Origin of the sequence: Corallococcus sp. AB038B (genome assembly GCF_003668955.1) — a bacterium.
Classification (GTDB): domain Bacteria; phylum Myxococcota; class Myxococcia; order Myxococcales; family Myxococcaceae; genus Corallococcus; species Corallococcus exiguus.
In genome coordinates this window covers 682,410-704,652 of record NZ_RAWO01000002.1, presented here as the reverse complement: position 1 = coordinate 704,652, position 22,243 = coordinate 682,410, and the positions used below count along the sequence as shown (strand labels likewise).

Here is a 22,243-nt window from a genome sequence, read left to right as displayed (position 1 = left end):
TATCGAAGGGCAGCCGCTTCCGGTCAGGATTCCTCGTCGGCGAGGAGTGTCCGAAGAAGCTCGTCGTCGGGGCCGAGCGGGCGCCAGCCAGCGGGGGGGGATTGGCAAGCAACGCATCTCCGACCCGCTTCGCACGCCCCTTATGCGTCTCGGGGGTATAGGCGATCCAGCGCCCCAGCGCCTTGGCGACGGCGAATCGGTTCTCGTCGTCGAGCACACTTGGCCATCCGTCGGGAAGGCTCTGAGTCAGCATGCGAGCGAGAACATCACGCACAAAGCGCGTCACCTGCTTGTGCTGCTCCGCCTCGTAGAGCAAAGCACTCAAGACCTGTACCCCTGCAACGTCATCCGGTCCCAGCTCTTCGGCCAGAGCCACCAACGACACGGCAGGACGAGCATTCGCGAAGGCGGTGAGTGACTCGTACCCACGCTCGCGTACCCGTTCGTACAGACGTGCCGTGATGTTGCCCCGCCAGGCTTCTCCGCCGCTCATCGACTTCTCCCGGTGACGAAGTTCATCGGGACTCTGTACTCCTTCATGTTCTCCGCAACGATGTTCAGGACCTGGCTCCTCGTCAACCTCCGGGCCGCCAGGCTCTCTGCTTCGCGTAGAGCCTCCATGATCATCCGGTTCCACTCACCGGGCCATGTGCGCCCCAGCTTCCAGTTTCCCCCTCCGTGAATCGCCTCGTGGTGGGCCTGCTCCAGCCGGACGCAAAAGTTGTCGATGTCCATGTCGCCCTTGAAGCCGCGCCGCTCGAACCACTCGCCTGCGCCGCCTGGAGCTTCGGCCCCGTCATGCGCAGCAGGCCCAGCTCCATGCCCGTGTCGCCGACTTCCGGGGCCGCTTCCGTCAACGCGGTGGCGCTCCCAAGCGCGCCGTGAAGCCACGTCACCTGCTTGGAGCCCTGATCGAGGTAGCGCGTGAAGACGCCGTTGAGGCTCCATCCCACGAGGGGCGGAGGGCGGTCCGCCAGTTTGGAGAACCCGGCTTCGACGCGCGACAGTGAGCCCTTCACTTCTTCCGTGGCTTCGAGGACTGCCTGCCGCGCCAATGCAGCACTCCGGGCCTCGCCCCCAACAGCGCCCTCCCTGCTGACGTCTCCCACGGCTGTCACGTCGTCACGCGGATGCTGGCGGCGCAGGAGGCGTTGCTCGGACCCGGAGAAGCCGCGTGGGAGGAAGTCCCGGGCGCGCGGGGCCTCATCGCTCGGAGTTTCCACCCGTACGGGTGAAGAGGCCTCACGCGGCGCATGGCTCAAGCTTCGGCCACGCACAGGCGCTTGCGACACGGAGGCGCATCCCGTGGCCACCAGCACCAGGGCCAGCACCAGGGCGTCAGCGCGCATGGTCCACACTCTGGCCCACCGAGGCGAACGCCCCTGGCCGCAGCGTCCCCTCCGGCGCGGCGGTGGGATGGAACCCGCTGTGTCGCACACACGAACGCCGTCGCCCCTCTTCGCGAAGGGGGATGTCAGACCCGTAGGGCATCATCCATGATTATCTGATATTCCTCGTTTGAGGGCTTGTTCATGGATGCAGCGGAGAACAGCGAAGACCTCTTCCATTCGACCATCCACCTGGCGGACCTGCTCTATCCCCATGCGGAGCAACTGGGAGAGGGCGCATCCGAGGAGTGGAGCTTCTCGCACCTGGACACCCGGGCGCGGGCACTGGGGACGTGGCTGCGGACGCTGAACGCGGCCGGCGAACGGGTGCTGCTGCTGTATCCCCCGGGCCACGAATACATCGTGGGGTTCACGGGCTGCCTGTACGTGGACGCCATCGCGGTGCCGTGCTCCCCGCCGGATCCTTCCCGGCTGGACAGCGCCCTGCCGCAGCTGCTTGCCATCGCTCGGGATTGCGGCGCGCGCTTCGTGCTGACGACGAGCAGCATCCTGGAGATGTCCCCTCGTCTCACGTCGGAGACGCCGGAGCTGGGTGAGCTCCACTGGGTGGCCACGGACATGGTGCCGACGTCGCTCGCGGAGGACTGGGAGCCGCCAGCGCGGGCGCAGAAGGCCTTGCCCCCCGTGTCCATGGACGTGCCGCTTCTCGACACGGACGAACGGTACATGGTGCTTCGCGAGTCGAACGACCTGACGCCCCCGTCCCTGCCGGATGACTCGCGCTGCCTCCCGGCGCAGTTCCGCGCGCAGGTGGCTCGCACGCCGGACGCGGTGGCGGTGGCGGCGGACGATGAAACGCTCACCTACGCACAGTTGGACGCGGCCAGCGACGCGCTGGCGTGGCACCTGCGCGAGCACGGCGTCGCGCGGGACGTGCGCGTGGGTCTGTGCGTGGAGCGCCCCGCCCGCATGGTGGTGGCGATGCTCGGCATCCTCAAGGCAGGCGGCGCTTTCGTTCCGCTGGATCCGGACTGCCCGCGGGAACAACTGGCCGCGATGATGGAGGACTCACGGGCGCGGGTGCTCGTCACGGAGTCCCCCCGGGTCCAGTCCCTGCCGGCGGACGGCGTGTGCACCGTCCTGCTGGACTCGGAGGACGCGTTCGAGCTGGACGTGCTGGGGCCTCCGCGCGCGGGCACGACGCTGGACGACGCTGCCTACGTCCTCTACACGTCCGGCTCCTCCGGCAAGCCCAAGGGCGTGAGGGTGCCGCACCGGAGCGTGGCGGACTTCTTCAGCGCCATGGACGCACGTGTGGGCGCGGCGCCCGTGGGCACGTGGCTCGCCGTCAGCCGCATCGTCTGCGACAGCTCCGTGCTGGAGCTGTTGTGGACGCTCGTCCGCGGCTTCCGCGTCGCGGGTGCACCCCACCCTCGACAGCCGGGGCTCAGCGCTTGCGCGCGAGCAGCCGCCGCACTTCCTTGAGGCACGCTTCCGTCACGGCCTCCACGGACAGCTCACCGTCGATGTGCACGATGCGCTCGCGCTTTGCTCGCAGCGTGATGGCCTTGAGGTACTGCTTCGCGATGCGCCGCTGGGCCTCGTCCGCTTCGAACAGCTCCGCGGGGCCTCCGCGCACGGCCCGGCGCTTCGCCGCGACCTTGGGGTCCACGCCCACGAACAGCGTCAGGTCCGGCGACACCGCGTGCGCGTTCACCGTGTCCACCCACGCCATGGGCAGGCTCGCGCCCTGGTACGCCAGCGAGGACAGCACGTAGCGGTCGCACAGCACCACCTTGCCCTCCTCCAGCGCCGGCAGCACTCGCGCGTGCAGGTGGTCCGTCCGGTCCGCCGCGAACAGCAGCGCCAACGTCTCCTGCGCCAACGGCCCCCGGCCCTGCGGCAAGCCCAGGCGGCCCGTGAGCGCCTGGCGCAGCATCGTTCCCACCGGACCGTCGGACGGCTCGCGCGTCGTCACCACCGCGTGCCCGTCCGCCCTCAGCGCGGACGCCAGCCGCTCCGTCTGCGTGGTGGTGCCCGCTCCGTCCAGGCCTTCCAGCACGATGAATCGCCCCGGCAGGGCGACCTTCCTGGCGGCGCTCACCGGGGAAGGAGCGCGGCGGGGTTGTCCAGGTGCAGCTCGCGGCGCAGCGCGAGCAGCGCCTCGTACCGCTGCAGCTCCTCCACCAGCACCGCGCGACCCTTGCGGTAGCTGAGGAAGCCGTACACCAGCAGCCCCAGCGCCAGGAGCGCGGCACCCCAGGCCAGCAGCGGCGTGCGCAGCGAGTCGTAGAACAGCTTCCCCGCCGCCCCTGAAATCAACATGAAGGCGATGACGGACACGCCCGCGTGGGTGAAGTGGGTGGTGCTCTGGCGGGTCGACAGGCTCTCCTGCAACTGGTCGAACCGGGCCCGCTTGTCCTGCTGGATGTCTGCGCTCACGGAGCCGAGCACCCTACATCACGTGCCCCAGCCCGTCGAGTCGGCCACCCGACAGCACCCACCTACACAGACGCGCAGTCCCAGCTTGCGCTCATCCCAGCCATTGAATGGACGCACGCTCGCTCCCCGAGCATGGCTTGCCACCCCACCCCCCTCGCGTTACATGCCGCGAACCATGCCTCTCCACGTCGTCAGCAGGATGAGTTCCCCCGACATGAGCCGTGACTCCGAGTTGAACACCATCGAGGAGGCCATCCGCGACATCCAGGCTGGCAAGTGCGTCATCGTCGCCGACGACGAGGACCGCGAGAACGAAGGCGACCTCATCATGGCCGCCGAGCTCGCCACCCCGGAGATGCTGGCGTTCATGGTCCGCCACACCAGCGGCATCATCTGCCAGCCCATGCTCGCCGAGCGGCTCGACTCGCTCCGCCTGCCCCAGATGGTGGCGGAGAACACCGAGTCCCACCGCACCGCCTTCACCGTCTCCGTGGACTTCCGCCACGGCACCACCACCGGCGTCTCCGCCAGCGACCGCACGAAGACCATCCGCGCGCTCGCAGACCCGAACAGCACCGCGGATGACTTCCTGCGCCCCGGCCACATCTTCCCGCTGCGCTACCGCGAAGGCGGAGTGTTGCGCCGCGCGGGCCACACCGAAGCGGCCGTGGACCTGGCGCGGCTCGCCGGCCTGCAGCCGTCCGGCATCCTCTGCGAGCTGGTGAAGGACGACGGCACCATGCAGCGCATGCCGGACCTCAAGCAGTTCGCGCGCGAGCACGACCTCAAGCTCGTCACCATCGCGGACCTCATCGAGTACCGCAGCCGCAAGGACCGCCTGGTGCGCCGTGAGTCCGGCCAGAGCGTCGTGCGCACCCGCCACGGTGAGTTCACCGCCCTCACCTACACGTGGACGCCCGACGGCGCGAAGTCCCTCGTCCTGGTGAAGGGCGACCCGTCGAAGGTCCAGCCCGCTCCGCTGGTGCGCCTGCACGGCGCCTGCGCCCTGGGCGACGTGTTCGGGTCACCGGATTGCAAGTGCAACCTGCTGCTGGACCGCGCGATGGAGAACGTCGCGCGAGAGGGCACGGGCGTCATCGTCTACCTGCCCGGCATGCACGGCAACGACTTCGGCATCCACCACAAGCGCGCGGGCGACGGCAGCAACGCGTCCGTCAGCCGCGCGGCCAACGAGTCCCGCGACGTGGGCATGGGCTGCCAGATCCTCACCGACCTGGGCGTGAGCACCATGCGCGTGATGTCCAACACGGACATGACCTACCGGGGCCTCTCCGGCTTCGGTCTCACCATCGAGTCGCGCCTGTCGCTCGACGTGGAGTAGCGAAACCCCGGAGGCGCGCGAGGCTTCAGCCCAGGTCCTTCAGGGCCTCGCGCACGGCGGACAGGTCCGCGGGCAGTTCCACCGGCGGGTTCGCGTGCGCGGCCTTCACGTCGCTCAGCGTCTGCCGGTGGTAGCCGACCTTGAAGTCCGCGAACTTCAGCCCGTGCGCGGTGGCCACCACCGCGACGCTGGAGCCCTTGGCCATCACGCCCGACGCGGCGAGCTTCTCCACCGCCGCCAGCGCGACGCCCGTCTGCGGACAAGCGAAGGTGCCCTCGCGGTCCGCCCGGGCCGCCGCGTTGGACAGCTCCGACTCCGACGCCTCCTCCACCACGCCGTCGAACGCGCGCAGCATCCGCACCGCTCGGCGGAAGGACACCGGGTTGCCAATCTGGATGGCGGACGCGAGCGTCGCTCCCGCCTGCATGGGCACCAGCTCCTGGAAGCCTCCCCGGAAGGCGCGCGCAAGGGGGTTCGCCCGCTGCGCCTGCGCCACCGCGATGCGCGGCCGGCGAGTGATGAGCCCCAGATTGAAGAGCAGATCCAGACCCCGGCCCAGGGCGCTCGCGTTGCCCAGGTTGCCGCCCGGGATGACGATCCAATCCGGCGGCTCCCAGCCCAGGTCCTGGCACAGCTCGATGGCGATCATCTTCTGGCCCTCGATGCGCAGCGAGTTCATCGAGTTCGCCAGGTACAACCCCGTGTCCGCCGTCACCGCCTGCACCAGCTTCATGCAGCCGTCGAAGTCCGTGTCCAGCGACAGCACGCGCGCCCCGTTGGCGATGGGCTGCACCAGCTGCGCGAGCGACACCTTGTTCTTCGGCAGGAACACCACCGCCGGGATGCCCGCCGCCGCGGCGTACGCGGACAGCGCCGCGGACGTGTCGCCCGTGGATGCGCACGCCACCGCGCGGATGGGCGTGCCGCGCGAGCGCAGGTGCTTCACCGCGGACACCAGGACCGTCATCCCCCAGTCCTTGAAGCTGCCCGTCGGAGAGACGCCGCACTCCTTCAACATCAGCGAGCCCAGCCCCAGCTCCGCCGCCATGCGAGGCAGCGGCTTGAGCGGCACCCGCCCCTCGCCCAGCGAGACGATGTCCTCCACCGGCAGCTCGGGCAGCGCCCACTCGCGCTTGCCCCAGACGCCGGAGCCGTCCGGCAACCGCGACGTCGCGAAGCGGGACTCGAAGCGGCGCTTCCACTCCGCCGCGGGGACGGCGCGCAGAGCGGCCTCGTCGTGGGCCACCTCCAACAGGCCTTCACAGCGCGGGCAGCGGTAGACGACGTCCCACAGCGAGGCGGTGAAGCCGCAACCCTCGCTGCACGCGTAACCCGCCTTCAGCGCTGGAGCCGTCACGCCTCCACCTCCACCTTCGTGCCGCACGCCACGCACGGGCGGCCCGGCCTGGACGGCACGTGGCAGGAGGGACAGGGCACGCGCTCGTCCTCGTCCCCGCCGCCGCGCTTCGCCGTCGCGGGAGCCGCCACCCGGACCCGGGGCAGCCGCATGCCGCAGCCATCACACAAGAGGCCTTCCGCCTGGACATGGCGGCAGTAGCGGCACGTCACCGCACCCACCGGGGCGGCGGTGCGCACGCCGTCGTCCTGCGCGCGGCCCGTGTCCAGGTCCGTCATCTGCGCGACGGGCACGTCGCCCGTGGCGCCTGAACGGGTCAACTCCAGGTCGGGCACGACCATCGCCGGCAGGTCCGGCCCCGAGCGCAGCCGCGTCAGGTCCAGCTCCGGCAGCGCGGGCGCGTCCACCGGCACGCGGCCCCCCGCGTGATGCGTCAGCTCCAGCTCCGCCAACGGGGCCACGACAGGCGCGGGGATGTTCATGAGGCCGGGGAAGCGCTTGCCGCAGCCTTCGCACTCTTCGCCTTCCGACTGCACGTGGTCGCAGACCGGGCAGATGATCATGGGCGGGACGTTACCGGTCCCCTCACCGCTCGGCAACGCGACCTCGGGACGCGGGGAGTGGGCATGCAGGCGCGCGGCCTGTCGCACCCGCCAGGTGACGCTCAGCTCAGGGCGGAGCCCAGTCCCATCATGGGGACGAAGCGCACCGGCAGCAGGCGCTCCACCCGGGGCAGCATCCCCGGCTGTCTCCGGCGGATGCGCAGCAACTCCTGCGGCTCGTTCACGGAGCCCACGGGGATGACCATCCGCCCCCCGGGCCTCAGCTGGCGCAGGAGCTCCCGGGGGATGTCCTCTGGCGCGGCGGTGGCGATGATGGCGTCGAATGGCGCGGCCTGGGCCCACCCCTGGGAGCCGTCACCCTCCCGGTAGAACACGTTGGTGAAGCCCAGCCGGTGGAGCAACCGCCGGGCGGGCCGAGCCAGCTCGCGGACGATCTCCACCGTGAAGACCTCGCGGGCCAGCAGTGCCAGCACCGCTGTCTGGTAGCCGGAGCCGGTGCCGATTTCGAGCACGCGCTCACAACCGCGCAGGCGCAGGGCCTCGGTCATCAGGGCCACCACGTAGGGCTGGCTGATGGTCTGCCCATGGCCGATGGGCAGCGGCACGTCCTGATGGGCCGAGTCCCGCGCGTCCAAGGGCACGAAGTCCGCGCGGCTCAGGTTGGCAATCGCCGCGAGCACCCGTCGATCCCGGATGCCCTGCCGCGCCAGATACTCCGCTCGCCCCCAGTCTCCCATCGCGTACGCCCCCCGTGGTCCTCCAGTCAGGAAAGTAAGCACGACGACAGTCCGGGACAATCCAGGGGGCGGGCGCGGGCCTCCTCGGGCCTACCCCACCCGGGCAAGCGCGAGCCGGCCCTCCCAGCGCTCCTCCAGCGCCTTCACGAGCCCCTGGTGGTCCGGCTTCTGGAGCTGGGGGTCGGCGTCCATGATGCGCCGCGCTTCCGCCTGGGCGAGCGACAAGAGGTCGCCGTCGCGCACGAGGTTCGCCACGGCCAGCTCCGGGAGGCCGCTCTGCCGCGTGCCCAGGAACTCGCCGGGGCCGCGGATCTCCAGGTCCTTCTCCGCGATGACGAAGCCGTCACTGCTGCGCTCCATCACGCCCAGCCGCTCGGTGGACTCCCAGGAGCGCGCGGCGCCCGCGACGAGGAAGCAGTAACTGGCCGCGGCGCCACGGCCCACGCGTCCGCGCAGCTGGTGCAGCTGCGACAGGCCGAAGCGCTCCGCGGCCTCCACCACCATGACGGATGCGTTGGGCACGTCCACGCCCACCTCCACCACCGTGGTGCAGACGAGCAACTGGATGCGCTTGTCGCGGAAGGCCTCCATCACGGCGTCCTTCTCCTCCGGCTTCATGCGCCCGTGCAGCAGGCCCACGCTGGCGTTGGGGAACACCACCTGGAGCTTCGTCGCGCCCTGGGTGGCGTCCTCCAGGTCCAGCTTCTCCGACTCCTCCACCAGCGGATAGACGACGTAGGCCTGGTGGCCCTTGGCCAGCTCCGAGCCCACCGCTTCGTAGACGCGCGCGCGCTGCTCGTTGTTGAAGACGCGCGTGGTGATGGGCGTGCGGCCCGGCGGCAGCTGGTCGATGATGGACACGTCCAGGTCGCCGTAGAGCGTCATCGCGAGCGTGCGCGGGATGGGCGTGGCGGTCATCACCAGTACGTCCGGCGTGAGCCCCTTGCTCATGAGCGTGTGGCGCTGAAGCACGCCGAAGCGGTGCTGCTCGTCGATGACCACGAGCCCCAGGTTCTGGAAGGACACGCCGCCCTCCAGCAGCGCGTGCGTGCCCACGGCGAGGTGGATGTCGCCCTTCGCCACGGACTCGCGCACCTCGCGCTTGTGCTTCGCGGTGCCCGCCGCGCTGATGAGCCCCACGCGGTAGCCCAGCGGCTCCAGGATGCGGCGGAAGGTGCGCTCGTGCTGTTCGGCCAGGATTTCGGTGGGGGCCATCACCGCCACCTGGTAGCCGTCCTGGAGCGCCACCATGCCGGCCACCAGCGCCACGGCCGTCTTGCCGCTGCCTACGTCGCCCTGCACCAGCCGGTTCATGGGCTCCGGACGCGCCATGTCCCGGGCGAGGTCCCCTACCACGCGCGCTTGCGCCCCGGTGAGCTGGAAGGGCAGCGCGCCGCGCGCCTTGTCCAGCCGCGCCGGGGTGACGTCGAAGGCGATGCCCTCCTCCGCCTTGATGCCCTGACGCTTGAGGGCCATGCCCAACTGGAGGAAGAACAGCTCGTCGAACGCGAGCCGGCGGTGCGCGGGGCTCTGGTGCGCGTCCAGCGCCTCCAGGTCCGCGTCGTCGGGCGGGAAGTGGATGAAGCGCAGCGCGTCCGGCAGGCCCATCAGGTGGTAGCGGCGGCGCAGGTCCGCGGGCAGCGGCTCTTCCAGGTGGTGCGCGTGCTGTTCGCTGATGCGCGAGGTCAGCTCGCGGAAGGAGCGCTGCTCGCCGCGCTCGAAGCCCGGGTAGACGGGGACGATGCGGTGGAAGTGGACGGAGGTCGTGTTCTCCAGGTCCTCGGCGGGCTCCAGCTCCGGGTGGGCCATCTCCCGGCCGTTCATGGAGGCGCGCACCTCGCCGGAGAGCACCAGCTGCTTGCCCACGGAGAAGCGGCTCTTGAGCCACGGTCCGGCGTTGAAATAGGTGGCCGCGATGCTGCCGGAGCGATCCCCCACGACGGCGCGGAACATGCGCTTGCCGCCGCGCCCCGGGACGAAGTCGGCCGTCTTGACGGTGCCCACCGTCACGCCGCGCTCGCCGGGGATGAGCTCCGCGATGGTGCGCAGCTTGCGGCGGTCCTCGTAACAGCGTGGCAACAGGAACAGGATGTCGCCGGTGCGGCGCAGGCCCTTCTTGTCGAGCACCGCGACGAGCCGCGGCCCCAGGCGCTTGCCCAACGTCTTGAGCGGCGCGGACAGCGGGCCGGTGCGCGGCGCGATGGACAGCAGCTTCGCCTCGGATCGGGACGCCTCCGCGCCCACGGCCTTGGCCTTCTTCTTCCGGGCCTTCTCCGCGGGAGCGCGGTCCGCCGGTGGCGCGCCGTTGCGAGGATCCGCACCCACGTTGGGCTTCGCACCCGGAGCACGGGCCGCCGCACCCGCGGGAACGGCGGCGTTCCGGGCCGCGGCCATGCGCGCACCGTAGGGTTGGACGTCACCTTGCGCGGGCCCCATCGCGGCGCCTCGGGATGCCGCCATGCGCGCGCCGTAGGGCACCAGCTCGCCCTTCGCGGGACCTGCATTCCCACCTTGGGGACCCGCTCCCGGCGAGAGCGAAGCTGCACGGGCCTGCGGCTGCCGGGATGCGGTCGCGGGCGTTGCCGCCGGAACGCCACCGCCCACCTGGGGCACGGGGTCCTGCGAACGCCACGGCTGCACGGTGTTGCCACGCGCCTCCACCGTCCCCGGCGGCGGCGTCAACCGGCGGCGCGCTGGCGCGGGGTTCAGCTCCCCTTCCAGCACGTGTGCACGCTCCGGCGACCGGGGAAAGCTCGCCGCCACGGCGTTGATCTCTCCCGTGACGACCACCCGCTCCAGCTCCTCCGGCAGCACCACGCCGCTGAGCTTCAGCGCGCCCAGCACCTGGCGCAGCGCGGCCTTGCGGTGCTCCGGCGGCGCGGGCGGATCCACGTGCGGCAGCGCCGCCCTCAACTCCCCCAGGGCCCGCGCGTCCACGCCCCCGGCCGACGCCAGGGTGCGCTCCATCAACGTGCGCAGATCCCGCACGGTCCCGAGCTGGGCGAAGTCACGCTGACACGCGTACTTGAGAGGTCCAATGAGGCTGGCGAGCGGGTGGTTCACGCGGGATTTCCAGCCTCCATCCTACGAAGCGCTCTGACGCCGCAGGGAAAACGAAACCGGGGGAGCGAGCCCAGGCCCGCCCCCCCGAAGGACACCCGGCCAGCCGGGCTTCAGCGCTAGCTGGCCGACTCTTCCTGCGGATCCTCGAAGCTGATGGCCGCGACCTCCAGCTCGCGCACGCCGCCGGGGCTCTGCACCGTGGCGATGTCGCCCACCTTCTTGCCGATGAGCGCGCGCGCCACCGGCGAGGTCACGGCGATCCACCGCTTCTTCAGGTCGGCCTCCGTCTCACCCACCAGGCGGTAGCTGATGGTCTTGTCGTTCTCCGTGTCCACCAGCTCCACGGTGGCGCCGAAGATGACCTTGTCGCCGCCCAGCTTCGCCGGGTCGATGACCTCCGAGCGGGCGATCCAGTCGCCGAGGGTCAAGATGCGCCCCTCGATGTGCGACTGCTTCTCCTTGGCCGCGTGGTACTCCGCATTCTCTCGCAGGTCGCCGTGCGCACGCGCGACCTCGATTTCACGCGAAATCTTGCCCCGCTCCACGGACTGGAGGTGCTTCAGCTCGTCCTTGAGCTTCTGCAGACCGTGGGGGGTCATCGGGATGTTGTCGCTCCCGCTCATCGAACCACCGCTCCTTCCATCACCTGGCTGCGCATCGGGGGTCTGGCGTTCCCTCCTGGAACCCGACCCGCGACTCGAAAGGGTCAATGTAGGGAACGAGTGACTGGCCGGTCAACGAAAGCCTTACAACCATCGTCCGGTAGTGGCTGGGCGCCCGACGGCCGACCCGTTAGGCTGCTCCACGTGCTGTCCGTCCAGGAATTGCGCGCGCTCGCCTCCGCACTCCCCGTGGGTGCCTTTCAACATCAGCTGGGTCCTTTCGCGCTGGTGCAGCGTCCGCCGTCGGAGCTGTCCGCCGCCGCGCTCGCGCCCACCCGCATGGCGGACCCCGGCGACGTCGAGCAGGGCATGCTCGCCCTGCTCTTCGAGTTCGACGACCTGCTCGTCGCCACCCTCCCCACCCTCCGGGATTCGGAGGTGCTGCGCATTGGCCGGAGGCTGGACTGCGAGCTGGTGCTGGACGATGCGTCCGTGTCCAAGCAGCACGCGGAGCTCAAGTGGAGCCGGGCGGCGGGCCGCTGCACCGTGCGTGACCTGGGCTCCACCAACGGAACCTTCGTCAATGCCAGCACCATCGGGCAGCGCGAGGTGCCGCTCCGGGGCGGCGACATCCTCAGCTTCGGCAACGTCCAGTTCTGGTACCTGCTCACGGACGCGCTGCATGAACGGCTGCGCGTGGGCGCGGCCTCCGGCCTGGGCTCCCACTCCGGCTGAAGGCCGCCCGCGCTCACCTCACGGACAGGCGCCGCAGTCCGCCGCGCACGCGTTGTACGAGTTGGACGCTCCGCAGGACTCCGTCACCTGGCAGATGCCATCGCCGCACACGAACAGGTCCGAGTCGCGCACGCGCGTGGTGAGCGGCTGGAAGCTCACGCCGCCCACCGTGCAGCTCGCGAAGGCCGTTCCCGCCTGCGTGCACACGTCCGAGCAGCTGCCCACGTAGATGAGCGGCGCGCACGTCATGCGAGGCATCCCGGAGCCATCCACCACCGCGCACGCGCGCGTGGTGCTCTGGGTCGCGTCCAGGGGCGGATTCTGGCTGCCCGCGTAGAGCCCCTGCCCTTGAAAGAGATTGCCGAAGAAGCACGACTCCGGCCGGGCGAAGGTGGCCAGCTCCCCCTCGGACGCGGGGATGACCACCCCCAGGCCGTCCCGGCCCAACACGGAGATGGGCACGCTCACGCCGAAGGGATTGCTGTGCGCCGCGAGGCACGCGGAGACGATCTGCTGTTCCGCCTCCGTCGCGGGCGCCCCTCCGGCCCAGCCCGGCGCCAGGCCCAGCAGGCCCGTCCACGTGTGCACCGTGTTCGTCTGGGCATCTGTGAATGTGCGCGTCTGCCCTTCCGGGATGGCGCAGCGCACGATGTAGCGCATGACCTCCGCCGCGAGCGCCGGATTCGCGCCGTACCAAGACGCGAAGGCCGTGGATGACAAGCCATTGAACGACAGCCCGTTGAAGGACAGGCCATTGAATGACAGCCCATTGAACGACAACCCGTTGTACGAAAGGCTGTTGTAACTGAGGGCCGCCTGCTCCTGCGTGGCCAGCGGATCCGCTGGCTCGGGCTCCCGGCCGCCCGGATCACATCCCGCGCCCAGGACGGCCACGGTCAGTCCCCACGCCCACCATGAGAGCCCCCCCGCGCCACGACGACGCCCGTTCTCCACGTTCCCCATGTGTGCAACCTCCTGCTGCCGCGGGCGCTCCAGCTAGACCCACGAACATTTGGACAAGGAGGGCGTCAAAGACAAACGGGCGAGCAGCGCCCCCTCACGCACGAAAAGTGCGAGCACGTTGTACGTGTGGCAAGGCGCGAGAGGTGCGGGAAACGCGGGAGCGAGGTCAGGGCAGACACTCCGGGCGTCTGGGGTTGAACGCGTGGGCCGGAGTTCATCCAGGAACGTGAAGGCCGTGGCCCTCCGGGGCGAGGATACGTGTCCCCACCCCGGCGCCACGGCCGTCCGTTCCTTCCGCTGCGCGGCTGGGACTAGCGCTGGGCCTGGGTGCCGATCTTCACCTGGGACTTGTTCAGCTTCAGGCTGCCCAGCTCGCGGTTGATGTTGGCCAGGTCCGACTGGGTGAGCTTCTGGCCCTCTTCATGTCCGCCCGGGGGTCCGCCCTTGGGAGGCTTGCCTTCGGGGGCGACGGCGCCGCCACGATCGGGATCCACCAGGGACGTGCCGCCACCGGCCTCCACCGACGACAACGCCTTGAAGCCGGCGGTGGTGCTGGCCGCCTCTCTCTGCGTGAGCTGCTTCACCAGCGTGAGCTTCCCGCTGCCCCGGTCATACCGGTACATGCGGGTGCCCTTGGCGCCTTCGTCCACGGCCACGTCCACGGTGCCGCTGGACTTCGCCGTCGCCGGGCTCGCGATGGGCTTCGCCGGAGCGAGCTTCACCTGATTGTTCTGGGCCCTCGCCGGCTGGGCCCCTGCCTGCGCCGCCGACAGGGCGACAACCCCCACGGCCATCGTTCCCACTACGGACTTCCAACGCGTGATCATGAATCCTCCCGGTTCCTTTACGCGCGGCGGCGCGGATATTCGCCGGGAGTCTATTCGAACGCGACCAGGTCCTGGACCCACCGGGCGCTGCCCTGCTGGAGCCACCGCGCGCGGGTGTCCCGGAGCGCCTGGGCAGGCGGAGTGCCTCGCCGCAGCGAGTCCACCAGCGCCTGGAAGAAGGCCCCGGCCTCCACGTCCGGCACCTCCGTGGAGGGCGCGACCACGGCCCGCGCGCCCGCTTGAATCAGCGCGGACGGCAGGCTGGACACCGCATGGTAGCGCCACGCGCCCACGTTCGCGTCGCAAGCGGCCAGCATCACCACCGGGGTGCCCCGGAGCGTATGCCCTTCCAGCTCCTCCGCGGTGAGCGCGTAGCGGCCGGCCGCGTCCGGGGACAGCGCCAGGAAGGCCGCGTCGGACACGGTGCCTGAGAGGCCGTGCGTGTGCAGCTCCACCTCCGTGGCGTCCTCCATCTCCGCGAGCACCGCCTCCGGCGTCGCCGCGCGGCCCCGCAGGTGGACGTCGCCCTGCCCCGTCATGCCCTTCCACGGCATCAGGCGAGGCAGCCCCAGCGTCGCGGGCGGCTCCACGTCCGACACCACCAGCCGCTTCGGCACGGGCGCCGAGGCCGGAGCCTCCACGCGGTGGCCGCCCGGAGCCAGGTAGCTCCACGCACGGTCCCCGGGCAGCAGCCCCGGACGCCCCAGGAGGATGGGCTCGGCGAGCACTCGAACCACGTCGCAGCCGGCGAGCACCTGCAGGAGTTTCTCGGGCACCGCGGGCACCTGTTCGCGCAGGGGCTGCTTGAGGGCGTGGAGGTACAGGCCGTCACTCGCGCCAGTGGGGCCTCGGGCGACGAAGAGCATCCGTTCATCCTGGCCCGCCAGCGCCAGCAGGCACGACGTGGGCGCGGTGCGGTCCACCTCTTGCGCGAGCAGGTCCACCGCGGGGCCCCACTCCTTCGCCCGGCCCGCGTCCATCACCAGCACGTGGTGGCTGTGGGCCCAGGCCTTGCGCGCCTCGATGTCGGTGGAACGGTGGAGCACCGAGCCGGTGATGACCCCGCGCAGGAGCTTCTGGCCCTCTTCGCGGTCGCGCTCGATGAGGATGCGCCCTTCGATGTGGTCCACGAGCAACCGCTCGCCGGTGGTCAGCGACGGGTCCTCGCGCAGCACGCGGATGCGCTCGCGCACGCGGTCCAGCTCACGGCCCGGCACGGTGCTGCCCTCCAACCGCAGCAGGTCTCCCGCGACGGCGACTTCCAGGAGCGTGGGCGCGGTGGGACAGGTGAGCGAGTCCTGCACCTCGCGCCGGGCCCGCTTCGCGTCCAGGTCCTCCACGAAGAGGAGCGCCCGTGCGTGGTGGTACTCCGACCGGCGTGCGCAGTCCTCCGGCGCGTGCTGGACGAACTCGTCCAGGTAGGCACGGGCGAGCGCCGGGGCGTGGCTCAGCCGCGCGCTCGTCACCAGGTCGGACAGGAGCACCTCCTCCTGGAACCAGCTGTCGGTGCGGAACGCCTCTTCCAGCGCGGAGCGCGCCAGCGACCCGGCCTCGTGGCGACGATCCATCCGGTTGTAGAGCGCCGCCAGGTGCCGCTGGAGGTCCACGCAGCGGTCATGGAAGCCGGCGCTCCGGCAGGCCGCCAACCCGTTCTTGAGGGACGTCTCCGCCGTCTCCATGTCGCCCCGGGCCTGCGCCGCATGGGCCCGGCCCCGGGCGAGCGGAGCGTCGTACCAGGCGGGCTCACCGGACTGACGGACCAGCGTCGCTAACTCGTCGACGAAGCGATCCTCCTGGTGGAGCAGCAGGATGGCGCCCAACAACAGGTCGCGCTCGCCGGAGCGCCGCAGCCGCGCGAGGAACGCGTCCACCTCCGCGCCCTGCAACGAATGCGTGCCAGCCAGCAGCTCGCGGTAGGTGTTGGCCAGCGGGCCGCGCTTGCTGAAGTCCGCCGCCGCCACGCGCGCCGCGTAGGCGCTCGCGGTCTGGGTGTGGGTGACGTCGTCCAGCAGCGCGGCCAGCGGGGCCAGCGTCTTCACGCGCTCCACGGACGGGGCCGCGCGCAACGCGTGGTAGAGGTACAGCCGCGCCAGGTCCGGGTTGCGGCGCGCCATCGAGCCCGGGTACGGCGTGCCTTCCAGCGCCAGCTCCATGCCGGCCGCGTTCATGGCCTGCCACGAGTCCCGACGCGCCAGCGCGCCCTTGCGCAGGCCGTCCGCGCGCTCGGTGGCTTCGGTGCTCCAGCCGGGCTCCTTCGCCTGCGCCACGCGGGAGAACTCCGCCGCGGCGGCCAGCTCCAGCGAGAGCGCCTGGAGCGCGAGGCCCCGGTTCCAGTGCAGCCTTGCGTCGTCCGGAGCGGTCTCCAGGCCCCTCTCCAGAAGCGCCAGCGCGCGCTCCGGCTGGGCACGGCCCAGGGCCGCCAGCGCCAGGTCGCCCGTGACGGCGGGAGACGCGGGCAGCCGCGCCAGGATGCGCTCCGCGCGCTCGAAGTCCCCGGCCGCGAGCCAGGCGGTCGCGACGCCGTGCAGGTCGCCCTTCGCCTCCAGCTCCGACAGGGCCTTGAGATCCAGCTCCGGCCGTCCGTCCGCGCCGCCGCGCATCGTGCCCGTGGCCCGGTAGTCCGCGAGGCCCGGGTGACTGAGCCGGCCCTCCAGCGGGCGCGCGGAGGCCAGCGCGAAGGGCAGCGCGCGCACGGTCTCCGTGGAACGCCATGGCCCCACCAGCAGCACCGCGAGCACCACCGCGGCGGCAGCGGCCGCGAAACCCGCCATGCGACGGCGATCCCACGCCGTACCGGCGCGAGGGCGAGCGGATGGGGAGCGCGTCCCGGCATCGGACGCCGGCTCGGACCGGCTTCCCGTCCCGGGAACGGCACGGAGTCCTGAACCCGCGGAGCCACCTTCCGAACCGGGGGACGCCACGGGCCGTGCGTCCGCACCGGGAGGCCTCACGGCTTCTCCGGCGCCGGACGCGGCACGCGCGTCGGCGGCGGCCTGCACGAGGAGGCTCGCCTGCACCTGGTCCTCCAGGCCGGCCTGGCACTCCGCGCAGGTCGCGAGGTGGGCCTGGAAGGCCTCGGCCTCTTCTAACGGAAGCTCCCCGTCCACGAAGGCGGCGAGCTGTTCACACAAGACGGTCACGCCGGGCCCCCCGCGGTGCCTTCCCGGGTGAGGAGCAGCTCCTTGAGCTTCTTGCGTGCGCGGAACAGACGGGTGCCCACCGTCATGGACGGGATGCCGAGCCGTCGGCCGATCTCCGCGTAGCTCTGTCGCTCCATGTCCTTCATGCGGACCACCTCGCGCAGCTCCGGGGGAAGCTGTTCCACCGCCTTCCACACGTCATCCAACGTGTAGCGCGCCCATGTCTCCGGGGCGGCTTCGGCCTCCGCCAGGGTGTCCCCCATCGCGTCGGTGAATTCCTCCTGGGGGTGGCGCCGGTCGTGCCGGCACCAGTCGAGGAAGCGTCGAACGAGGATGGACGCCAGCCACGCCATGGGAGGCGCGGACCGGTCATACGTATGAAACGCGCGGAAGGCCCGCTCGTAGGTCTCCTGCAACAAGTCCTTCGCGTCCGCCGGATTGCGGCCCCGGCAGAGGATGCGGGCCCGCTCCTCCAACGCCGGAGCGCACCGCGCGATGAGCGCCTGGAATTCCGCCGCGTCCTCACGGGAGGCCGAAGGCACCTCCGGCTTGGATGCGGAGGACTCCCCGGGCGGGACGGCGCGGGGTGATCGCGGGCGGAAGACCACGGGGGCGTTCCTAGCAGGAGCCGCCCCGCCCGCGAAGTCCGTCGACACCCTCCCCAGCACTTCCCACCTGGCAGGTGGGAGGTCCAGGACGGTGGCCCGGAGGGCTAGCAGGGGCCGTTGCCGATGCGAACGCCCGTGCGCACCCGGGCCTTGAAGACGCCCAGCGCCGCTCCCAAGCCCGTGACGCGAATCTTGCTGTAGCCGGACCCGCCCGTGCCGATGTTGACGCGCAGCGAGCAGAAGGCCGACCAGAAGGGGGTGGCCGGGTACCAGGTGCCGGTGGTGCTCACCGAGCCCAGCCCCCACCAGACGCCGTTCGCGTAGCCGAACGCGGCGCCGGTGATCGCCACGCCCTTGCAGGCGCTCTCCGTGACGTTGCTCGACGCCGGGATGACCTCCACGAACGGCTGGGCGTATTGGCCCCCCAGGCCGTTGATCTCCGTCACGAAGCGGTGGACGCAGGACGGCTGATCATAGGTGCCGTCGTTGGAGGCCGCCGACATGTCCGCGTACGAGCAGTGGGGGAAGACGGCATTGATCGAAGCGCCGTCCGGCTGCGCCAGCACCACGCCCGAGCCCACGCAGGCCTCGTCGATGCCCTGCTCCTGGCTGGCGACGGACTCATCCACGACCTCGGCGCCAGGGGTCTCCTCCTCGAGGGGCCCCCCACAGGCGGTGGCGAGCGAGGCAGCGAACATGAAGGCAGCGGAAGGGATGAAGCGCATGGGTGACTCCGGAAGAAGGGGCCCGCGTGCGGGCTCCTCCCTGTTACGTCCGGTGTCGCGCTTATTCCCCCGCGCCATTTCCACGCTGTTTTTCGGCCGTGCTAAGGCACCGCGCGTGGACATCGACAAGCCCTACCTGCTGTTCCTGGGAGACGTGAAGGATCAGCTCGCGGCCAAGACGGCCCACGGCATCGTGGACTGGCGGCCCGACTGGTGCGTGGGTCAGCTGCGCCTCCCGGGCTGCGTGGCGGACTGTGGCCTGCCGGACATGGACATCGCCCAGGCGAAGGCGAAGGGCGCGCGCACGCTGGTGGTGGGCGTGGTGAATCCGGGCGGCGTGCTCGCGGACGCGTGGGTGGACACGCTGGTACGGGCGCTGGAGGCCGGACTGGACGTGGCCACCGGGCTGCATAAGCGGCTGTCCTCATTCCCCGCCGTGGCGGCCGCGGCGGCGAAGCACGGGCGCAAGCTGCACGACGTGCGCTTCCCGGACCGGGACTTCGCCACGGGACAGGGCACGAAGCGGCCCGGCCTGCGCGTGCTGACCGTGGGGACCGACTGCGCGGTGGGCAAGAAGTACACGGCGCTGGCGCTGGAGAAGGAGTTGCGTCAGCGAGGGTGGAAGGCGGACTTCCGGGCCACCGGGCAGACGGGCATCCTCATCTCCGGGCGAGGCGTGGCGCTGGATGCCGTGGTGTCTGACTTCGTCGCCGGCGCGGCGGAGTGGCTCACGCCCGCGAACGACGCGGACCACTGGGACGTGGTGGAGGGCCAGGGGTCGCTGTTCCACCCCTCCTTCGCGGGCGTCACGCTGGGACTGCTGCACGGCTCACAGCCGGACGCGTTCATTGTCTGCCACGAGCCCACGCGCACGCGCATGCGAGGCGTGCAGCACCCGCTGCCATCCATCCAGGACGTCATCGACCGCACGGTGCTGGAGGGCCGGCTGACGAACCCGGCCATTCAATGCACGGGCATCGCCATCAACACGGAGCACCTGGGCGAAGACGAGGCGCGGGCGCTCCTGGAGGCCACCGGCCGGGCGCATGGCCTGCCCTGCGTGGACCCCCTGCGCACGGGCGCGGGCCCCCTGGCGGACGCGCTGGCGAGCCGCTTCCCTCGCGGGTGACACGGGCCCCTTCTGCGAAACCCGCTCCACTGGAGCGGCTCTCGGTATACTGAGGACACCATGGGACGCATTTTCGAGACACGCAAGGCGACGATGTTCGCCCGCTGGAACAAGATGGCGAAGGTCTTCACGCGCATCACGAAGGACATCGTGATCGCGGTGAAGGCGGGCGGGCCGACCATCGAATCGAACCCCGCGCTGCGCCGGGCCGTGCAAAACGCCCGCGCGGCGAACATGCCCAAGACCAACGTGGACGCCGCCATCAAGCGCGCCAGTGGTCAGGACCAGGCCGACTACCAGATCCTCCTGTACGAAGGCTTCGCGCCGCACGGCGTGGGCATCCTGGTGGAGGCGGCCACGGACAACGTCACGCGCACCGTGGCCAACGTCCGCTTCCCCTTCACCAAGCTGGGCGGAAGCATGGGCACGGCGGGCAGCGTCTCCCGCCTCTTCGAGCGCATGGGCGCCATCCGCCTGGACGCCGAAGGGCTGAACGCGGAGGAGCTGGAGCTGGAGCTCATCGACCACGGCCTGGAGGAGATGGGCGAGACCACCGGCGAGAAGGGCGAGAAGCAGCTGCTCCTGCGCTGCAAGTTCGCGGACTTCGGCAAGCTCATGTCTGTGATTGAAGCCAAGGGCATTGCGACCGCGTCCACCCAGTCCGAGTACATCCCCCTGCCCGGCACCCTGAAGGAACTGCCCGAGGAGCAGGCCACGGAGGTGCTCAAGCTGGTGGACATGCTGGAGCAGGACGACGACGTGCAGCACGTGTTCCACAACCTCGCCTGAAGCAACGGCCTCCGGCCCCCGTGCGCACTCCCCGGGGGCCGGTGCCACGCTCACGCGGCGTCAGAGCTGCTGAAGCTCCGCCGCGCTGATGCCCGGGATGTATCAACGCCGGCAAACGGATTCGTCTCAAACTGAAGGGACGCCAGGCCCGTACTTGAAGATTCCCCGGGCCGGGATGCGCGCTGGAGTACGAGGGGAGTCCATGTCGGACGAAGGTGACGGGCAGGACCTGCGGGATACGGTGAAGAGGTTGGAGGCGACGGTCGCGGCCCTGGAGACGCGGCTCGCGAGCCTGGAGTCCCGGGAGGCGCCGCACCCCGTGGCCATGCCCGCGGTCGGCACAGTCGCGGCCCCGGTGGCCGTGCCCGAGCAGCGCGACCTGGAGGCGCATGTCGGCACCTACTGGTTGAGCCGCCTGGGCATCGTGGCGCTCATCATCGGCATCGCATACCTCATCACGTACCACTTCGGGGAGCTGGGGGTGCTGGCGCGCGTGGGCGCGGGCTACCTGCTCAGCGCGGGGCTGGGCGCGTTCGGGTTGTGGCTGGCGCGGCGTAACCCGCTGTTCGGACGCATCGTCTTCGGCGGCGGCCTGGCGCTCGCGTACTTCGTCACCTACGCGCTGCATTTCATCCCGGCGGTGCGGGTCATCGACAGCGAGGTGCTGGCGCTGGTGCTGCTCGCGGGGTTCGTGGTGGCCATCGTGACCATCGCGCACCGGATGCAGTCGGAGACGGTGGCGGGCATCGCGCTGTTCCTGGGACTGCACACGGGGATGCTCAGCGACATCACCGCGTTCACACTGCTGTCCACGACGATGCTCGCGGCGGGCGCGCTGTTCTTCCTGGTGCGCAACCGTTGGGTCATCGTGCCCCTGTCCAGCCTGGTGGCCGTGTACAGCACGCACGTCGTCTGGGCGGTGCGCACAGGCCACATGGCGCCGGGTGCGCCCGAGGATGACCGGCTCCTGTTGAGCCTGGGCTTCCTCGCGCTCTACTTCCTGCTGTTCTCCGTGGCGCTGCTGGTGCGCCCGCGCGACCTGCCCGTGCGCGCGAGCCTCACGTTCACGCTGCTCAACTGGGTGGGCCTGACGTCGCTGGGCGCGTACGAAGTTTCCCAGGAGCAGGACTCGCACCTCTTCGGCTTCCTCCTTGTCGTCGCGCTGGCGCATGGCGCAGGGGCCGTCGTGTCGAGGCTCCAGCGTGCGCCCACGGCGCTGACGCACGCGTACCTTGCGCTGACGGCGGTGACGCTCGCGCTGGCCATGCCCGCGCGCTACGACGACGTCGCGCTGGTGGCGGCATGGACGGTGACGGGGCTCGTCGCGGGCCTGGCCGCGCGCGGGGTGGAGTCCCCGGTGCTGCGGGGCGTGGGCGTGCTCATCCTCTACGTAGCGCTGGGCGCGTGTGAATGGGAGACGCCGGGCCGCCTGACCTTGCTCATCGGGCTGGTGGTGGCGTTCGTGCTGGTGGAGCGCGGCGGGACGGTGCGAGTCGCGGGCCTGCCCGAAACCGAGGCCCGGACGGCATTCACCGCCATTTGCGCTGCGGGAGCAGGACTGGCGCTGGTGGCGCTGGTGGGCGCGCGGATGCCCGACGGGCTCGTCACGTTGGGCTGGGTCATCGCCGCCTTCCTCCTCTTCGGCGTGGGCTTCGCGGTGCGCGAGCGCTGGTACCGGCTGGCCGCGTTGGCGGTGCTGGGGCTCGCCTTGGGGCGGCTGGTGCTGGTGGACGTGGCGAAGCTGCCGCCGGATCAGCGCGTGGTCACGTTCATCCTGCTGGGCGTCATGCTGCTGCTCGTCTCATACACATACACGCGGCTGCGCGATCGGCGCGGGTGAAGACAGACACCGACTCGCGTTAAACTCGTTAT

At 70.8% G+C, this 22,243-nt stretch carries 20 protein-coding genes and 1 pseudogene; 6 read left to right on the top strand and 15 right to left on the bottom strand.

Features of this window, described 5'->3' with window-relative positions:
- Window positions 1-23 precede the first annotated feature (23 nt).
- The 3 genes and pseudogenes from D7Y04_RS14035 to D7Y04_RS14030 form a co-directional block, all read right to left on the bottom strand.
- A pseudogene (locus D7Y04_RS14035) lies at window positions 24-493 on the bottom strand (NUDIX hydrolase).
- Window positions 490-735 carry a DUF2380 domain-containing protein gene (locus D7Y04_RS46930; protein WP_253902769.1) on the bottom strand — a complete coding sequence of 82 codons (246 nt, stop codon included), beginning with the start codon at window positions 733-735 and terminating at the stop codon, window positions 490-492. Before D7Y04_RS46930 ends, D7Y04_RS14035 begins: the two are co-directional and overlap by 4 nt.
- The gene (locus D7Y04_RS14030; RefSeq protein ID WP_233601409.1) at window positions 624-1,349 is read right to left on the bottom strand and encodes a hypothetical protein; all 726 of its coding nucleotides are present in this window, start codon (window positions 1,347-1,349) and stop codon (window positions 624-626) included. The genes D7Y04_RS46930 and D7Y04_RS14030 overlap by 112 nt, the downstream gene beginning before the upstream one ends.
- A 183-nt stretch (window positions 1,350-1,532) precedes the next feature.
- Here D7Y04_RS14030 and D7Y04_RS14025 point away from each other — a divergent pair, with 183 nt between their 5' ends.
- The gene (locus tag D7Y04_RS14025) at window positions 1,533-2,834 is read left to right on the top strand and encodes an AMP-binding protein (protein WP_233601408.1); all 1,302 of its coding nucleotides are present in this window, start codon (window positions 1,533-1,535) and stop codon (window positions 2,832-2,834) included.
- Here D7Y04_RS14025 and tmk read toward each other — a convergent pair.
- Together tmk and D7Y04_RS14015 are read right to left on the bottom strand one after the other, a co-directional pair.
- Window positions 2,797-3,453: a dTMP kinase gene (gene tmk / locus D7Y04_RS14020; protein WP_120593560.1), complete on the bottom strand. Its 657-nt coding sequence runs from the start codon at window positions 3,451-3,453 to the stop codon at window positions 2,797-2,799. The genes D7Y04_RS14025 and tmk overlap by 38 nt on opposite strands.
- Window positions 3,450-3,791 carry a hypothetical protein gene (locus D7Y04_RS14015; RefSeq protein WP_233601407.1) on the bottom strand — a complete coding sequence of 114 codons (342 nt, stop codon included), beginning with the start codon at window positions 3,789-3,791 and terminating at the stop codon, window positions 3,450-3,452. Before D7Y04_RS14015 ends, tmk begins: the two co-directional genes overlap by 4 nt.
- A 214-nt stretch (window positions 3,792-4,005) precedes the next feature.
- On the opposite strand from D7Y04_RS14015, the gene ribB reads away from it, so the two are divergent.
- Complete coding sequence (gene ribB, locus D7Y04_RS14010) at window positions 4,006-5,133, top strand: 3,4-dihydroxy-2-butanone-4-phosphate synthase (protein ID WP_120593558.1); 1,128 nt, start codon at window positions 4,006-4,008, stop codon at window positions 5,131-5,133.
- 25 nt (window positions 5,134-5,158) lie between these two features.
- On the opposite strand, the gene thrC is transcribed toward ribB, so the two are convergent.
- The 5 genes from thrC to greA all read right to left on the bottom strand — a co-directional run bounded on the left by thrC (window position 5,159) and on the right by greA (window position 11,476).
- Window positions 5,159-6,490 carry a threonine synthase gene (gene thrC / locus D7Y04_RS14005; protein WP_121759646.1) on the bottom strand — a complete coding sequence of 444 codons (1,332 nt, stop codon included), beginning with the start codon at window positions 6,488-6,490 and terminating at the stop codon, window positions 5,159-5,161.
- Entirely contained in the window at window positions 6,487-7,053 is a 567-nt protein-coding gene (locus tag D7Y04_RS14000) for a hypothetical protein (RefSeq protein ID WP_120593556.1), read from the bottom strand. Before D7Y04_RS14000 ends, thrC begins: the two co-directional genes overlap by 4 nt.
- A gap of 101 nt (window positions 7,054-7,154) precedes the next feature.
- Window positions 7,155-7,790, bottom strand: a complete 636-nt coding sequence (locus D7Y04_RS13995; protein WP_120593555.1) for a protein-L-isoaspartate(D-aspartate) O-methyltransferase — start codon at window positions 7,788-7,790, stop codon at window positions 7,155-7,157.
- Between the two features lie 90 nt (window positions 7,791-7,880).
- Complete coding sequence (recG, locus tag D7Y04_RS13990) at window positions 7,881-10,853, bottom strand: ATP-dependent DNA helicase RecG (RefSeq protein ID WP_121759645.1); 2,973 nt, start codon at window positions 10,851-10,853, stop codon at window positions 7,881-7,883.
- Window positions 10,854-10,969: 116 nt separating this feature from the next.
- Complete coding sequence (greA, locus tag D7Y04_RS13985) at window positions 10,970-11,476, bottom strand: transcription elongation factor GreA (RefSeq protein ID WP_120593553.1); 507 nt, start codon at window positions 11,474-11,476, stop codon at window positions 10,970-10,972.
- Between the two features lie 183 nt (window positions 11,477-11,659).
- On the opposite strand from greA, the gene D7Y04_RS13980 reads away from it, so the two are divergent.
- Complete coding sequence (locus D7Y04_RS13980) at window positions 11,660-12,190, top strand: FHA domain-containing protein (RefSeq protein ID WP_120574237.1); 531 nt, start codon at window positions 11,660-11,662, stop codon at window positions 12,188-12,190.
- Between the two features lie 18 nt (window positions 12,191-12,208).
- On the opposite strand, the gene D7Y04_RS13975 is transcribed toward D7Y04_RS13980, so the two are convergent.
- The 5 genes from D7Y04_RS13975 to D7Y04_RS13955 form a co-directional block, all read right to left on the bottom strand.
- The gene (locus D7Y04_RS13975; protein ID WP_121759644.1) at window positions 12,209-13,153 is read right to left on the bottom strand and encodes a hypothetical protein; all 945 of its coding nucleotides are present in this window, start codon (window positions 13,151-13,153) and stop codon (window positions 12,209-12,211) included.
- Window positions 13,154-13,464: 311 nt separating this feature from the next.
- Complete coding sequence (locus tag D7Y04_RS13970) at window positions 13,465-13,980, bottom strand: hypothetical protein (RefSeq protein ID WP_147454413.1); 516 nt, start codon at window positions 13,978-13,980, stop codon at window positions 13,465-13,467.
- A gap of 50 nt (window positions 13,981-14,030) precedes the next feature.
- Entirely contained in the window at window positions 14,031-17,120 is a 3,090-nt protein-coding gene (locus D7Y04_RS13965) for a CHAT domain-containing protein (RefSeq protein ID WP_121759643.1), read from the bottom strand.
- On the bottom strand, window positions 17,117-17,728 hold the full coding sequence (locus D7Y04_RS13960) for an RNA polymerase sigma factor (protein WP_120593549.1): 612 nt from the start codon (window positions 17,726-17,728) through the stop codon (window positions 17,117-17,119). Before D7Y04_RS13960 ends, D7Y04_RS13965 begins: the two co-directional genes overlap by 4 nt.
- Before the next feature lie 104 nt (window positions 17,729-17,832).
- Window positions 17,833-18,453: a hypothetical protein gene (locus tag D7Y04_RS13955; RefSeq protein WP_120593548.1), complete on the bottom strand. Its 621-nt coding sequence runs from the start codon at window positions 18,451-18,453 to the stop codon at window positions 17,833-17,835.
- A gap of 115 nt (window positions 18,454-18,568) precedes the next feature.
- Here D7Y04_RS13955 and dgcN point away from each other — a divergent pair, with 115 nt between their 5' ends.
- The 3 genes from dgcN (at window position 18,569) to D7Y04_RS13940 (ending at window position 22,211) form a co-directional block, all read left to right on the top strand.
- Window positions 18,569-19,582 carry an N-acetyltransferase DgcN gene (dgcN, locus tag D7Y04_RS13950; RefSeq protein ID WP_121759642.1) on the top strand — a complete coding sequence of 338 codons (1,014 nt, stop codon included), beginning with the start codon at window positions 18,569-18,571 and terminating at the stop codon, window positions 19,580-19,582.
- A 60-nt stretch (window positions 19,583-19,642) separates the two neighbouring features.
- Entirely contained in the window at window positions 19,643-20,371 is a 729-nt protein-coding gene (locus tag D7Y04_RS13945) for a YebC/PmpR family DNA-binding transcriptional regulator (RefSeq protein WP_120593546.1), read from the top strand.
- Between the two features lie 202 nt (window positions 20,372-20,573).
- Entirely contained in the window at window positions 20,574-22,211 is a 1,638-nt protein-coding gene (locus tag D7Y04_RS13940) for a DUF2339 domain-containing protein (protein ID WP_121759641.1), read from the top strand.
- The last annotated feature ends 32 nt before the right edge of the window (window positions 22,212-22,243 follow it).

Bases quoted from the DNA above. Each gene is read 5' to 3' on its own strand.
- D7Y04_RS46930 (WP_253902769.1), bottom strand. From the start codon at position 735: ATGGACATCGACAACTTTTGCGTCCGGCTGGAGCAGGCCCACCACGAG.
- D7Y04_RS14030 (WP_233601409.1), bottom strand. From the start codon at position 1,349: ATGCGCGCTGACGCCCTGGTGCTGGCCCTGGTGCTGGTGGCCACGGGA.
- D7Y04_RS14025 (WP_233601408.1), top strand. From the start codon at position 1,533: ATGGATGCAGCGGAGAACAGCGAAGACCTCTTCCATTCGACCATCCAC.
- ribB (WP_120593558.1), top strand. From the start codon at position 4,006: ATGAGCCGTGACTCCGAGTTGAACACCATCGAGGAGGCCATCCGCGAC.
- D7Y04_RS14000 (WP_120593556.1), bottom strand. From the start codon at position 7,053: ATGATCATCTGCCCGGTCTGCGACCACGTGCAGTCGGAAGGCGAAGAG.
- D7Y04_RS13995 (WP_120593555.1), bottom strand. From the start codon at position 7,790: ATGGGAGACTGGGGGCGAGCGGAGTATCTGGCGCGGCAGGGCATCCGG.
- greA (WP_120593553.1), bottom strand. From the start codon at position 11,476: ATGAGCGGGAGCGACAACATCCCGATGACCCCCCACGGTCTGCAGAAG.
- D7Y04_RS13975 (WP_121759644.1), bottom strand. From the start codon at position 13,153: ATGGGGAACGTGGAGAACGGGCGTCGTCGTGGCGCGGGGGGGCTCTCA.
- D7Y04_RS13970 (WP_147454413.1), bottom strand. From the start codon at position 13,980: ATGATCACGCGTTGGAAGTCCGTAGTGGGAACGATGGCCGTGGGGGTT.
- D7Y04_RS13955 (WP_120593548.1), bottom strand. From the start codon at position 18,453: ATGCGCTTCATCCCTTCCGCTGCCTTCATGTTCGCTGCCTCGCTCGCC.
- D7Y04_RS13945 (WP_120593546.1), top strand. From the start codon at position 19,643: ATGGGACGCATTTTCGAGACACGCAAGGCGACGATGTTCGCCCGCTGG.
- D7Y04_RS13940 (WP_121759641.1), top strand. From the start codon at position 20,574: ATGTCGGACGAAGGTGACGGGCAGGACCTGCGGGATACGGTGAAGAGG.